General features: G+C 70.5%; 10 protein-coding genes and 1 tRNA gene. 3 read left to right on the top strand and 8 right to left on the bottom strand.

The genetic code is table 11. The features are described 5' to 3' along the window. Nucleotides 1-20: 20 nt before the first annotated feature. The 4 genes from FHR56_RS07045 to FHR56_RS07030 form a co-directional block, all read right to left on the bottom strand. A complete protein-coding gene (locus tag FHR56_RS07045) occupies nt 21-1,355 on the bottom strand; it encodes a sigma-54 dependent transcriptional regulator (RefSeq protein WP_160947394.1) in 1,335 nt (444 codons plus the stop codon). A 229-nt stretch (nt 1,356-1,584) separates the two neighbouring features. Then, the gene (locus FHR56_RS07040; protein WP_160947395.1) at nt 1,585-2,169 is read right to left on the bottom strand and encodes a hypothetical protein; all 585 of its coding nucleotides are present in this window, start codon (nt 2,167-2,169) and stop codon (nt 1,585-1,587) included. A gap of 146 nt (nt 2,170-2,315) precedes the next feature. Continuing rightward, complete coding sequence (locus tag FHR56_RS07035) at nt 2,316-3,605, bottom strand: Nramp family divalent metal transporter (protein ID WP_160947396.1); 1,290 nt, start codon at nt 3,603-3,605, stop codon at nt 2,316-2,318. 193 nt (nt 3,606-3,798) lie between these two features. Beyond that, nucleotides 3,799-3,872, bottom strand: a tRNA-Cys gene (locus tag FHR56_RS07030). Between the two features lie 387 nt (nt 3,873-4,259). Here FHR56_RS07030 and FHR56_RS07025 point away from each other — a divergent pair. Continuing rightward, entirely contained in the window at nt 4,260-5,444 is a 1,185-nt protein-coding gene (locus FHR56_RS07025) for a hypothetical protein (RefSeq protein ID WP_160947397.1), read from the top strand. A 95-nt stretch (nt 5,445-5,539) separates the two neighbouring features. On the opposite strand, the gene FHR56_RS07020 is transcribed toward FHR56_RS07025, so the two are convergent. Together FHR56_RS07020 and FHR56_RS07015 are read right to left on the bottom strand one after the other, a co-directional pair. Further along, entirely contained in the window at nt 5,540-7,705 is a 2,166-nt protein-coding gene (locus FHR56_RS07020) for a TonB-dependent siderophore receptor (protein ID WP_160947398.1), read from the bottom strand. A 158-nt stretch (nt 7,706-7,863) separates the two neighbouring features. Then, on the bottom strand, nt 7,864-8,259 hold the full coding sequence (locus FHR56_RS07015) for a DUF2628 domain-containing protein (RefSeq protein WP_160947399.1): 396 nt from the start codon (nt 8,257-8,259) through the stop codon (nt 7,864-7,866). Between the two features lie 91 nt (nt 8,260-8,350). Here FHR56_RS07015 and FHR56_RS07010 point away from each other — a divergent pair, with 91 nt between their 5' ends. Together FHR56_RS07010 and FHR56_RS07005 are read left to right on the top strand one after the other, a co-directional pair. Beyond that, nucleotides 8,351-8,959 carry an STY0301 family protein gene (locus FHR56_RS07010; RefSeq protein WP_237473269.1) on the top strand — a complete coding sequence of 203 codons (609 nt, stop codon included), beginning with the start codon at nt 8,351-8,353 and terminating at the stop codon, nt 8,957-8,959. 9 nt (nt 8,960-8,968) lie between these two features. Further along, the gene (locus tag FHR56_RS07005; RefSeq protein ID WP_160947400.1) at nt 8,969-9,277 is read left to right on the top strand and encodes a hypothetical protein; all 309 of its coding nucleotides are present in this window, start codon (nt 8,969-8,971) and stop codon (nt 9,275-9,277) included. Between the two features lie 345 nt (nt 9,278-9,622). Here the strand turns inward: FHR56_RS07005 and FHR56_RS07000 are convergent, their stop codons facing one another. Further along, nucleotides 9,623-11,836, bottom strand: a complete 2,214-nt coding sequence (locus FHR56_RS07000; protein ID WP_160947401.1) for a hypothetical protein — start codon at nt 11,834-11,836, stop codon at nt 9,623-9,625. Then, nucleotides 11,823-13,019 carry a DUF3142 domain-containing protein gene (locus tag FHR56_RS06995; protein WP_184502449.1) on the bottom strand — a complete coding sequence of 399 codons (1,197 nt, stop codon included), beginning with the start codon at nt 13,017-13,019 and terminating at the stop codon, nt 11,823-11,825. The genes FHR56_RS07000 and FHR56_RS06995 overlap by 14 nt, the downstream gene beginning before the upstream one ends. Nucleotides 13,020-13,100 lie beyond the last annotated feature (81 nt).

Raw genomic sequence — 13,100 nt, 5'->3', positions numbered from 1 at the left:
TGCCGCGGTGCGCCGGCGATTCAGCGGAAATCGCGATCGCTGCGCGACATCAGGTTGTAGATCATGCGCACGCTGATGCCCAGGCTGCGCGCGGCCGCGGACTTGTCGCCGCCGTTGACGTGCAGGGTGCGCGCCAACATCTCCTGCTCGATCTGCTTCAGCGGCGTGCCCACGCGGAAGGTTACCTCGTCGCCCGTCGTTGCGTACTGGCCATGCGTCTCGCGCGCCGGCGACGCCGCCTCGCCCTGCAGCAGGGGCTCGACCGTCACCGCATCGCCATCGGCACGGTAGTAGCTGCGTGCCACCGCACTGGACAGTTCGCGCACATTGCCCGGCCAACGATGCTGGGCCAGCACCGTGCGCGAGAAGGCGTCGAACTGCTTGCGCGTGCCGTAACGCCGGTTGAGCGTGTCGAGCAACGCATCGGCGATCAGGTGCACGTCGTCGCCGCGCTCGCGCAGCGGCGGCAGTTCGATGACGTAGTGCGACAGCCGGTAGTACAGGTCGCGGCGCAGGGTGCTGGCGCTGCCGAGCAGGTCGCGGTGGGTGGCGGCGACGATGCGCACGTCCAGCTTGACCTCCGCATCGCTGCCGACCCGGGTGATCGCACCGGTTTCCAGACAGCGCAGCAGGTACACCTGCAGTTCCGGCGCCATCTCGCCGATCTCGTCCAGGAACAGGGTGCCGCCCTGCGCCTGTTCGAAATAGCCGGCATGGCGCTGGTTGGCGCCGGTGAAGCTGCCGCGCTCGTGACCGAACAGCTGGCTGGCGAGCAGTTCCGGCGGAATCGCGCCGCAATTCACCGCCACCAGGCGCCCGCTGCGGCCGCTGGCATCGTGGATCGCCTTGGCCAGCAGTTCCTTGCCGGTGCCGGTTTCGCCGGCAATCAACACCGAGATGTCCAGCGGTGCGACGCGGGCGATGTCGGACTGCACGCGCGCGATCGCCGCGCACTCGCCGACCAGGCCGAAGCGGGCCTTGCCGCGCCGTGGTGGCAGCCGGTGCAGGACCTGCTCAAGTTCGGCATCGATCTGCGGCCACGGCAGGGAGGCCTGCAGCAATTCGACGCTGTCGCCGGCCAAGCCGCGCCACTTCGGCATCTGCGCCTCGGTGGCCAGCAGCACGATGCGCGCATCGGCGCGGCCGGCCATGCTGTTGATCAGCTCCATTGCCGCCACGCGCTCGGCATCGCCATCGAGCAGCAGTAGATCGATGCGTTGTTGTTGCAACCAATGCCGGGCGTGCGCGATCGAGGGCAGTCGGGTCAACGCCAGGCCGCGGCGCAGGGAGAAGGTGGACACGTGGTCCGACAACGCGGTATTGCCCTCCACGATCGCCAGCAGGGGTTTTGTCATGCGGATTGCACTCTGCGGATCAGGTCATTCCATCGTCCTCTGCGTGTGTGAGCGCAAGGCGAAAACAGGCTAAGAAGTGTCCTCATCATGCTGAAGCAGATCCAGGGTGCTTCAGCAATGTCGTCAAGCGCCGCGGCGTCCCGCGCGCTTGCGCGTGCAATGTGTGCGGCATGCCGCGTTCGACTCGCGTTCTTTGGCACATTGCACCGCGCCGGTGCGGTGGTGGCACTCAGTGCGGGCGCTCGTGCGGTAGCGGGCCGCGTAACAGCGCAGCGACGGAGACGAAGCGTTGCGCCGGCACGTGCTGCAGGCGCCGCAGGGCCTCGGCGCCGTCGAGGTACAGCCACTCGATCACGTCGTCGGCACCGATCAACAATGGCATTTCGTTCGGCAGTTCCGGCGTCGCTGGCACCTCGGTGAGCAGCGAAAAGCACGACAGATGGAAGCCGTCCCGGGTCTGCATGCTGCTGCGCAGGCCGGCCGCGAACAGGGCACCGGACGTGTCGCAGATCCATGCGCCATGCGCGGCGTCGCCTGCGACACTGAAGCCGGCGATCGGCACCAGGCAGCGCTGTGTTTCCCAGACCGCGGCCTGCGCGGCGGGCCAGGTGCGGTCGCGCCGTTCGCTGGTGATCAATGGCCCGTCCGGCGCATCGCGGCGGCCGAACAGCGCCCGCTCGTTGCGCACTTCGCCGCCCCACAGCACCAGGATCTGCGCCTGCTGGCCTGCCGTGATCTCGCTGGTGCGTCCGGCGGTGACCGGATCTTGCAGCGGCCAGGCGGGCAGGCGGTGTTGCAGAAAGCTGAGGATCATCGGCGAGGCGTCGAAAGCGGATGCCTTTGGAACGCAGAATGCGTGCCAGCATCTTCTTCTTCCCCCGGTGCGCTGTGGTGCACCGGCGCGGCGCGACACGCGTAGCGCGCTGGCGAAAGTTTTTCAGTCGCGCAGCTTTTGCGTGCCTACAGCAACAGCGTGACCAGCAGGCAGCCGCTGGCGGCAAAGGTCACCACCACCGTGATCCAGCCGAGCGCGTTGGTGATGCGGCTGTTGACGCGGCCGCGCATCAGCGTGCGGTCGTTGCTCATCAGCATCATCAACAACAGCAACGGCGGCACCGACATGCCCTGCACGATGCCCGACAGCACCAGCGCCTTCATCGGATTGACGCCAAGGAAGTTCAGCCCCACGGCGATGGCCGTGACCAGCGCGATGGTGGCGTAGAACAGCTTGGCCTCGCGCGGCCGCGCGTGCAGGCTGCCCTCGCGGCCGATGCCCTGCACCAGGTCGTAGGCCGCGCCCGTGGTCATCACCGGCACCGCCAGGAAGCCCACGCCGACCACGCCCAGCGCGAACAGCCACTTGGCGGCGGGGCCTGCCAGCGGTTCCAACGCGGCGGCCGCCTGCGCCGCCGTCGCGATCTCGGTCTGGCCGGAGCGGTGCAGGGTGGCGGCGGTGGAGAGGATGATGAAGTAGAGGATGATGTTGGAGAACAGCATGCCGACCATGACGTCGCGGCGGGTATGACGCAGTTCGCCGCGGCTGGCGCCCTGGCGTGCGGCAAGGCTGCGGTGGCCCTTGGCGATCTGCTCTTCCACCTCCTGATTGGACTGCCAGGTGAAGATATAGGCCGACAACGAGGTGCCGATGCAGGCGACGATCATCGACAGGTACTCGCGGCTGAACTCGGCATGCGGCACGAAGGTGCCGCGCAGCACCTGGCGCAGGTCGGGTCGGGCCATCAGGGCGGCGGCGACGTAGGCGAACAGCGCCAGCGCCAGCCAGCGGAAGATCCGTTTCAGCAGGCGGTAGGAGCCGAAGACTTGCAGGGCGAAGATCGTCACCGCTGCAATCACCACGATCGCCGGCACCGGCAGCGGGATAAGCAGGTTCAGCGCGGCGCCGATGCCGCCGAGATTGGCGGCCGCCTCGATCACATTGCCGACGAAGGCGCCGGCCACCGCCGGGTACAGCACCCAGCGCGGGTAGCGGTCGCGGATGATCGCGAACAGGCCCTTGCCGGACACGCGCCCGAGCTTGGCCGACAGATACACCACCAGGTACATCATCGGCAGCAGCACCGGCGCGATCCACAGGAACGCGAAGCCATAGCGCGCGCCGGCGCTGGCGTAGGTGCCGATGGCGGAGGGATCGTCGTCGGCCGCGCCGGTGACCACGCCGGACCCGAGCAGACGGAACAGATTGCGCCGCGGTGCAGGCGCGGATTCGGCAGGCGCAGCGGGTGGCGTCATCGCGATCGGCAGCTCGGGTGATGCCGCGACGCTACGTAGACCGACCTAAATGCCGTGTGGGCGTTGCTGCGCACGCGAAGTGAAAGCATGCAGCACCGCGCCGCGATCATGGAGCCAGCGCGAGTTCGGCGCTGGCAGCACGGTGCATCATGCAAAAGGGCCGCAACAAGCGGCCCAACGCGTTGAAACAAGATGGAGGCCTGGGTCGGAATTGAACCGGCGTACGCGGATTTGCAGTCCGCTGCATAACCACTCTGCCACCAGGCCGGTGGACTGACGTCTTGCCGCAACGCCAGTGGCGTCCGACAAAAACAAAGCCCCGCTGCCGGGGCCCTTGCGGCGGGAACTGGACGATGCCTTGCGGCTCTCGTTCAACGCATTGATTCAAAAGATGTTTTTGAATCATCCCGGCGCACAACGGACTGCATTGTGTACCAAGCTCCCCGGCTTGGCAACCCTGCGCTGCGCGTGCGCAGGGGTGACCGAGACCGCGCCGAGGACACCACCACATGCGCATGGCGTCGCCGCCCGACTGGAATGCCGACCACAGCGCCATGCCGGCGGCGGTAGACAAGCGCTACGAGGCGCGTCGCCGCGCACGATCGGTGTGCTGCCGCGCTCTAGCATGGCGCCACACCCAAACGAGACATCGCCATGAACCGATGGACACGCTGGAGCGGGGCCGCACTGTGCCTGGCCGCGAGCGCCACCGCCGCCGCGCAGACCTGCGCGCTGCAGACGCAGACCGTGAACCTGCCGCTGGCCTCCAAGGCCACGCCGACGTTCGCTTACCAGGTGCGGGTGCAACTCGGCAGCGATGCCGATGGCCGCAGCAGCGGCAGCCAGGTGCTGGAGGTGGATACCGGCTCCACCGGCGTGGTGGTGCCGTTGAGCGACGCGCTGCGCAGCGCCTGGGACGCCTCCAAGACGCCTGGCTACATCTTCTATTCGAGCGACAGCAAGTATCACCCCGGCAAGTACGTGGACGTCCCGATGCAACTCGGCGTTTCCGCCGACGGCAAGACCGCCGCCGCGCGCGTGGACCGCATCACCGTGCTCGCCGCGCAGTGCACCTGCGATGTCGCCAGCGTGGCCCAGCGACCCAAGCCGCTGGCGCAGGTGCCGGCCACCTGCGCCGGCTATGACGGCAGCCCCGCGCTGAGCAGCAGCACCCAGGTGCTGCGCAACTGCAGCACCATCTCCCCGCACTTCGGCATGATGGGCGTGGGCTACGACCGCGGCGTGGATGCCGCGCGCAATCCGTTTCTCAATCTGGTGCAGATGCGTGCGCAGCGCATGAGCCCCGGTTACATCGTCAGCGCCAAGGGCATCACCCTGGGCGTCAGCAAGCAGGCGCTGAGCGGTTTCGCTCTGGTGCCGCTGCAGCGCGGTGCGGCCACCGCCACCGCACCGAGCGACTGGCAGGCGCCCACCGCCTGCGCCAGCTTCCCCGGTAGCGGCAGCGACTACCGCGTCTGCGGCAAGCTGCTGCCCGACACCGGCGTGTCCTACATGATGCTCAACCCGATGGTACCGCCCGCCACGCCCAGCAGCCTGCAACAGACCGTGGAGATCGCCGGCCACCCCACGCGGGTGGTGCCGGATGCTACCCAACTGCGGCTCGACGTCGTCGACGCCAAGGGGCAGCCGGTGTTCGGCTACGGCTTCGCGGTCGGCGACGGCAAGGCGGCGACGCCGGACAGCGTGCAGTGGCGCGGACCGCTGAAGACGCCGCCGGCGCACATCAACAGCGGGCGCCACCTGCTCGCCGCCGGCGACTACGCCTACGACGCTGCCTGTGGGCATGCCGGCTTCAAGGCAACCAAAGCGGGTGAGTGAGCGTCCCCCGCCGCATCTCGTCGAGATGCAGCCTGCGCATCGCCTTGCTGAGGGCGCGGGCGCGATAGGCATGTGTCGCCATCGCACCCGCACCCTCACCAGCGATACGTGGCCGTGGCCGTCACCCGACGCTGCTCACCGTAATAACAGTTGTCGTAGGCGTCGCAATTGCTGAGGTAGGTCTTGTCGGCAAGATTGCGCACGTTCACGGCCAGGCTCCAGCGGTCACGGTCGTAGCCGAGCAGCGCGTCGAACAGGGTGAATGCCGGTACCTCGGCGCGGGCGGCATCCAGGTCGCCGCGGTTGGCGCCGGTGTAGCGGGCGCCCAGGCCGAGCCGGATGCCGTTGTCGAAGCGGTAGTCGCCCCACAGTGCGGCGGCATGGCGCGAGACCGCCGACAGTGGCTTGCCCAGTTCGCGCGGGTTGCTGCTGGCGGTGACGTGCACCGTCGGCGTGTAGCTGTAAGAGCCGATCAACTGCAACCGCGGCAGCGGCCGCAGCGCCGCCTCCAGTTCCAGGCCGCGCACCAGTGTCTCGCCGGTCTGGCGCGGGAGGAAATCCGGGTCGTAGGTCAGGTAGTTGCGCCGGCGCAGGTCGAACACGGCGGCGCTGTACGTCTGCGTGCCGCCATCGGGCTGGAAACGCAGGCCGGCTTCGTACTGGCGCCCGCTTTCCGGGCGGAACGCGCGGCCGCTCAGCGGGTCGCGCGTGGCGGTCGGCACGAAGGACTCGCTGTAGCTCAGGTACGGCGCCCAGCCGTTCGTGGCCACGTAGGTCAGGCCGGCGCGCTTGCTGGCCTTGCGTTCGACGATGTCGCTGCGGCTGCCGTCCAGGCGGCTGTCCAGCGTGCTGTCGGCCCGGTCGTAGCGGGCGCCGATGGTGAGCAGCCAGCGCTCGCGCCAGCGCACCTGGTCCTGCACGTACAGGCCGGTCTGGCTCACCGTGGCGATGCCGTCGTACCAGGGGGCGGGCAGTTGCACCGGATCGCCGTAGACCGGATGGCGGATGTCCAGCGGCGTGGTGGTGCCGCCGCTGTGGCTGACCTGGTCGATGCGCGTGCGTTGATAGTCCAGGCCGAACAGCAGCGTGTGCTGCACGGCGCCAGCGTGCAGGCGCAGCTCGAGCTGGTTGTCCAGGTTCAGCGCGTGCACCGTTTCCTTGCTGTCCGAGGCGGTGCGGCGCAGCCGGGCGAAGTTGGCCGGGTCCAGCGGATCGGCGGGGTCGTCGATGACGAAGCCGCGTCCCTGCACGCTGCGGTAGTCCACCTTCAGGCGGCCGTAGCGCGCGTTCTGGCGCAGGCGCAGCACCTCGTTGATGCGGTGTTCGAACAGCGTGGCGAACATCGCCGTGTCCAGGTCGAAACGGTTGTAGGCCGGGTCGCTTTCGAACAGGCGGCTGGGCAGATAGGTGCCGATCGCCGTCGGCACCAGCGATCCCACCGCCGGCCGCATGCGCAGGTAGACGCCGGCGCGGGTGCGGCCGAGTTGCGAGAGCAGGGTGAGGCGGGTGGTCTCGCTGGGCGCCCAGGTCAGCGCCGGGGCCAGGAAGCGGCGGTCGTCGCGCATGCCGCCGGCCGGCAGCTCGGCCTCGCGCGCCAAGGCGGTGAGGCGGTACAGGACGGTGCCGTCCTCGCTTAGCGGCCCGGACAGGTCGCCCGCAAGTTGCCGGCGCCGATGATCGCCGAGCTGCACTTGCAGTTCGTGCAGCGGCTCGGCGGTGGGGCGCTTGCTGACCGCGTTGACCAGCCCGCCCGGGCCACTCTGCCCGTACAGCACCGAGGCCGGGCCGCGCAGCACCTCGATGCGTTCGGCGCCGTAGCGCTCGATCGGCCAGATGCCCCAGTTGCCGTTATTGCGCAGCGGCATGCCGTCCAGGTAGAAGCCGGGCGCATAGGCGTCGAAGCCGCGCAGCGAGATCCAGTCGTAGCGCGAGTCGGTGCCGTAGCGGGTGGGGATCACCCCGGGCGTGTAGCTCAGCGCGTCCTTGAGGGTCTGCGCGCCCTGGGCCTGCATGCGCGCATCGTCGATCACCGACAGCGACTGCGGCGTTTCCAGCAGGCTGGTGTCGGTCTTGGTGGCGGCGCGGCTGCGCTTGCCGGGATCGCTGCGCTCGCTGACCCGCACCGCGGGCAGGGTGGTGGCGTCGGTTTGCGCGCCGGCAGCGGGTGAGCCGGCCGTGGCGAGGACGGCGATGGCGGCGGCCAGCGGTGCGACGCGGCGGGTGCGGCGCGCGAACGCCGGGCGGTAGAAAGTGGGCGACATCAGGCGACTCCTTTGCGGAGCCTGCGCGCGACCAACGAGGCGCACAGGCGGAGGGAAGGGCTGCCTGGGCGCGGGCCTGGGTGGCGAGGGGATGGGGTTGTCCGCCGCCACTGCGGCGGCGGACCGGTGCGCATGCAAGGCGTTGCGCGAGGGAGCGGTTACCAGCGGATGCCTTCGAACGGGTTCCAGCTGGTGCTGCCCTTCACCTTGTCCAGATAGTAGGCGTAGTTGGCGGTCATGCCGACCAGGATCGAATAGGCGATGCCGAAGGCCCGGCTGGCCGCGTCCGGAAGGAAGGTCAACGCGATCCCGCAGCACAGCGAGATGGCGAGCAGCATCAGCGCCTTGCGCCACAGCCCGATGACGAACAGGTAGATGAAGCCGAAGAAGAAGGCGAACCAGTTCATGTTGAGGCGCAGCTTCTCCTTGAACGGTAGCGCTTTCATCGCGTCCTTGAAGCGCGCCGACTTGGGCTCGCCGTAGGTGTCGTAGAAGTGGAAGCGGAACTGCCATTTGGGGCTGTACTGGCTGTAATCGTGGGTGGTGCTGTGCATCGTGGTTCTCTTCTGCAGGTGGATGGGGCGGGGGATGGGTGATCGCGCGCTAGTGCGCGCCAGGGCGCCGGCCGTGTGCGGCGGTGCCGCGTTGACCTTTGTCGGCGGCGCGGGCACCGTAGGCGCGTTCCGGCGAGGCGGCCTGCGGTGTTTGCGAGGGACGCCCCCGGGAGTGGAAGGCCGGGACGCGGTGTCGGCCGGTCTCGATGCGGCAGTCGACAAGGAGCACGCGATGGAGTTGCAGGAAATGTCCGCCACGGCGCGCCGCGCGCTGCCGCTGCTCATCGCCACCCTGTTCGTGGCGCCTGCCGCGGCCAGGGAGACGCTGCATTGCCCCGCGCGCCTGCGCGTCGCCGATGCGCCGTTGCAGAGCCCGGACCTGCCGGCGGGGGCCCGCGTCGATCTCGCCGCCGCGCCGCCGCTGCGGCTGTTCTCCAGCGGCGTCTATTCCGGGCCGCCGCGCGAGATGGCCGCGCTGGTGCCGAGCAACGAGGACACCCGCCGACCCGGCGATGCGGGCGTGTCGATCTGGCGCTTCGATGCGCCCGATCCGCATGGCCTCTATCTGGTGTGCGGATACGGGCCGGACGGCCGGGTGCAGGTCTCCCGGCGTGTCGGCGATGTCGCGCGCTGCGAGGCGACGCCGGTGCGCCCGAGCAGCGCCGATGCGACCGCCGGCATCCTGTTCGTGTGCGAGTGAGGCCGCTCGATGGCACGCCCGCGCAAGGCCGTGGCGATCGCCGCGCAGGTGCTGTCCTGGAGCGTCTACGTGCTGGGCATGTTGCTGCTGTACGCCGTCTCCGGCAGCCCGTACGCGTGGGTGGACGGCAGCGATCCGTCGCTGTCCTCGGCCGGTTTCCAGGACAGCGGCAATGGGCGCCTGGTCGGCCTGTGCGTGCTGGTCGCGCTGGTGCTGCTGCAGGGCGTGCACGCGTTGCTCAGCCGTCGCCGTTGGGTGCGTGGGTGCTGCCTGGGCGCGATGGCGTTGGTCTGCCTGGCCTGGTCTTGCTGGAACTGAGCGCAGTCTCCACCCCGCGTGCGCACACGATGCACGCAGGCACACGCGCACCGCGCGGCGCATGCCGCGGGCGGTGACGTCCTTGTCGCGCGTGGTGCGGTGCTGCATCGGGAGAACGGTCGTCCAGGACGGCGGAGCGGGCGGTGCCGCGTATGCCGACGCGATTCCAGCCCGAAAGAGGAAAGTCCTGTTGAAGAGACGAGCGAGCGGCGGCGATCCCTACCTTGGGGATTGGGGAGTCGGGATTGGGGATTGGTCAGAGCGGCGCAGCGCGCCTGACGGTTTCGCGGTTGATGCAGGCGAGGGCGGTCACGTGCCGGACCGCGTCCGGCCCCGCGCCATGGATCAGTCCTGCGGTGGCGACGCTGTGGCGGTGCGCGCCTTGCGTCGCATGCGCCGGCGCAGCAGCCAGCCCGCCGCGGTCAGCAGCGCCAGCCCGGTCGCGCCCAGGGCGAGTCGGTGCGCGTGCACGAACTGGCGCAAGGCCTGGCCGCGATCGCTCCACAGGCGCCGCCGCGCGCCGTCGAAATCCGGTGTCTCGCAGGCGCCCACGCCGAACACATAGGCCTTGCCGGGCACCGGATTGAGTGCGCCGTGCGCGACGTAGCGCTGGTAGGAACGGCGTGCCTGTGCCGGGTCAAGGGTGATCAGCCAGTCGGTGGCCTGGCACAGCACCGCGGCGTAGGCCTGGCTGCGTGCCGGCAGGTCGTCCGCGGCGCGATCGGCCAGGGCGGCGGCGATCCAGCGGTAGTGGTAACGGCGGTAGGGTTGCGCGGCGGTGGCGTCCCAGCGCTGCGCTTCGGCGGCGGCGACCAGGCCGCCGGGGCGCAACCGCGCGTGCGGTGTGGTGTCGGCATAGTTGCCGGCATAGACCCGGTTGTCCGGCCCCAGCTCGTAGCCCAGCAATTCCATGCCGTGGCGGCGTGCGATCAGCGCGGCCTGGTAGTGGCCCTCGGCGCGGCCGATGCCGGTCCAGGCCGAGGCCGCCTGCCGCCGCGCATCGCGATAGCGGCGTGCCGCCTCGCGCAACTCGGGCTGGGCGAAATAGGGCAGCGCGTCGTCGTAATGGCCCGTGCGCATCAGCCGGCGCGCCAGCAGTTCGCGCAGTTTCAGCGGCGGCGTCCGTTCCCAGTCATTCGTTGTCGCGTCCGCGGCGGCCGGCGGTGCGGCGGGGACGTGGCGATCCACGTAATCCTGCAGTTCCTGCACGGTGAGCACGCGCTCGGCGACCGCGGCGGCGTCTTCCCAGTAGAGGTCGCCGCTGCGGTACAGCTGCGCGAACGCCTCCACGTAGCTGCCGCGTTGCAATGCCAGGATCGCCGCTTCGCCGTCGATGCGGCACTGCGGTTTGACCGTCTCGTTGCTCCAGCCGGCGGCACGGCGTGTGCCCCAGTCCTCGTTCGGCGGGAAGCGCCGCGATGCTTGCGCGTAGGCCTGTGCCGCGCGCGCGGCGTCGCCGTCGCGCAGCGCCATCTTGGCGCGCAGCCACCACGCCAGGCCACTGTCGCCGGCATGCGCGAGCAGGCGCGCGGTGCCGGGATAATCGCCCTGGCGGTAGGCCAGTGCCGCCAGCCGGTCGGCGTCTTCCACCGGATCGCGTTGCACGTCCTGCAGCAGGCGCAGGAAGCGTGCCGAGGACAGCGCGCTGCCGGTCTCGGGATCGAAGGCGGTGGTGTCGCTGAGCAGCTTGGCGATCAGCAGCCGGCGCACCGCCTGCTGTCGCAGCAGCGGTGCCAGTGCCGCATCGCTGCGGCGGGCGAGATCGGCGGCCACCTGCTGCAGCGAGCTCATGCCGGTGGCCGAGCCCTGCGCGGCCTGCACTGCATACAGGCCGATCGCGCCGTTCCAGTCGCCGGCGGCCAGCAGCAGGCGCGCCTCCTCGCCGAGGCTGGCGATGCCCAGCTCCAGCGGATCGTCGAACCCGGCCAGGCGCAACGTCCGAGTCTGCTGGAAGGCCTGCTGCGCCTGCTCTCGGTCCGCCTGCCGCTGCGCGGCGGCATCGCCAGGCAGCGCGCGCTCGGCGCCCAGCGCCAGGCTGCGCCCCAGCGAGTAGGCGGCCCAGGTGCTGCGCGCGCGGCGCTGCGCTTCGGGCAGCGCCAGCACCTGGCGGAAGTAGTCCGCCGCCGAAGGATACTGGCCCTGCGCGAACGCCACCGCGCCGGCGGTGTACAGGCGCAGTTCCGGCGGCAGGTCGGCACCTTCGCGCTCCACTCGGCGCGCATCGTCCAGCGCGCGGAGCTGTTCGATCCGGGCGAACTGCGCAGCGCTCAGTTGCGTGCGTTCGACGTCGCTGCGCTGCTGCGGGAATTGCGCGCCGGCGTCCCAGTAGCGCGGCAAGGTCGCTGCGCTGGCGCGTCCGAGGCCGTCGATCGGCGCACCCAGGCGCTGCACCTCGCGGGCGAAGCTGCCGTCCGGCAACTGCGCCAGGGCGCCGGCGCGGTCGTCGAGCAGGCGGTACGGGAAATCCGGGCCGCAGGCGCGGGCGCCGCCCAGCGGCAGCAGGGATAGCGTCAGCGCGGCGGCGAGCGCGGCCGCGGGTCGGGAATCACGGCAGGACATCGATGGCACCTGGGTGCAGGGTGCGGCAGCGGACCCAGCCGAGCGCGCGGCGTTCTCCGGCGGCCAGGGGCGGGGATGTGGTGGTGCGGTCGAAACGGGGCGCCTGTGCCGGCAATTGCAGGCGGTAATCGCCGAGCGCGTCGCCGGCTTCGCAGGCGCTGCCGTGCAGGACCACGTGCTGCGGCGGCGCGGCCACGGTGTTGCCATGGTTGGTCAAGGTCAGATCGTAGACCGGGCCGGTGCCGCTGGCCTGGACCTGCACCGCCGCTTGCAAGGGGCGCCCGTGCACCACGGCCTGCAGCGTCGCCAGCGGCCAGGCGCGGCGGTCGCCCGGCAGCGGCAGGCGGAACCAGACCAGCCCGGCCAGGTGCGGCGGACGGCGGTCGCGCAGCGCAGCGACGAACGCGACGAGCTGCTGCGGCGACACCCGCAGTTCGTGGCGTGTGCCGCGTGCCGCCAGCGGCGCTTCACTCTCGACCAGCGGGGCAACGTTGGCATCGGCGCTGTCGACCAGCGCCACGCCGTAGGCCGGCAGGGCCAGCCAGAATGGCGTGGCGCTGCGCTGGGCGTAGCGGTCGGCCCAGCGCCGCGCCTGCACCGGATCGAACAGGCCGGTGGCGGGCGCATTGACCGCATGCACCTGCAGCACCGAACTGTCGACCGTGCGCAGCAGCGGCGTCAGCGCCGGGCTCTCCAGCCAGGCGGGCAGGGCGGTGATGCTCAGCGTCAGCTCGGCCGGCAACGCGCCGCGCAGTTGCCGCAGCAGTGCCGCATAGGCGGGCAGGCGTGCGGTGGCGCAATCGTGGTCGATCTCCACCCCGCGCAGCGCCACGCCGGCGGTGCGCCAGCGGCGCACCACCTGCAGTATCTCGGTGTCGATGCGCGTCGCGTCCAGTGCCGGCAACTGCCCGTCCAGCCGCACCACGGCGATCACCGGGCGGCCATCGGCGGCGAGCTGCCGCAGATCCACCGCGGCGCGGCCCCAGCCGGCGCGCGGATGCGCCTGCAACGCCAGCACGCGCAGCGCCGCGAAGTCCGCGCGGGTCTGGGCCAGCGCCATCGCATGCGCGCCGCTCCATTGCCGTTGCCAGACGTAGACCTGTTGTTCCAGTGGCGCCGGTGCCGATGCCGCGCAGCCGCCAAGCAGCAGACTCAGCCCGAGGAGCGCGCGGCACAGCGACACGACGGCCGGGTCAGGCCACGCACGGCCGCACGCGGCCGCGGTGCGGCAACGGCACCGTCGGGCAGGCAATGTGCGCAGCGC

It is taken from the genome of Xanthomonas sp. F10, from assembly GCF_014206815.1.
Taxonomy (GTDB): domain Bacteria; phylum Pseudomonadota; class Gammaproteobacteria; order Xanthomonadales; family Xanthomonadaceae; genus Xanthomonas_A; species Xanthomonas_A indica.
This window is presented reverse-complemented; position numbering and strand designations above follow the sequence as displayed.

Excerpts from the sequence above, each read along its gene's own strand:
- FHR56_RS07040 (WP_160947395.1), bottom strand. The coding sequence starts at position 2,169 with ATGATCCTCAGCTTTCTGCAACACCGCCTGCCCGCCTGGCCGCTGCAA.
- FHR56_RS07005 (WP_160947400.1), top strand. The coding sequence starts at position 8,969 with ATGGCACGCCCGCGCAAGGCCGTGGCGATCGCCGCGCAGGTGCTGTCC.
- FHR56_RS07025 (WP_160947397.1), top strand. The coding sequence starts at position 4,260 with ATGAACCGATGGACACGCTGGAGCGGGGCCGCACTGTGCCTGGCCGCG.
- FHR56_RS07015 (WP_160947399.1), bottom strand. The coding sequence starts at position 8,259 with ATGCACAGCACCACCCACGATTACAGCCAGTACAGCCCCAAATGGCAG.
- FHR56_RS07000 (WP_160947401.1), bottom strand. The coding sequence starts at position 11,836 with ATGTCCTGCCGTGATTCCCGACCCGCGGCCGCGCTCGCCGCCGCGCTG.
- FHR56_RS07020 (WP_160947398.1), bottom strand. The coding sequence starts at position 7,705 with ATGTCGCCCACTTTCTACCGCCCGGCGTTCGCGCGCCGCACCCGCCGC.
- FHR56_RS07045 (WP_160947394.1), bottom strand. The coding sequence starts at position 1,355 with ATGACAAAACCCCTGCTGGCGATCGTGGAGGGCAATACCGCGTTGTCG.
- FHR56_RS07035 (WP_160947396.1), bottom strand. The coding sequence starts at position 3,605 with ATGACGCCACCCGCTGCGCCTGCCGAATCCGCGCCTGCACCGCGGCGC.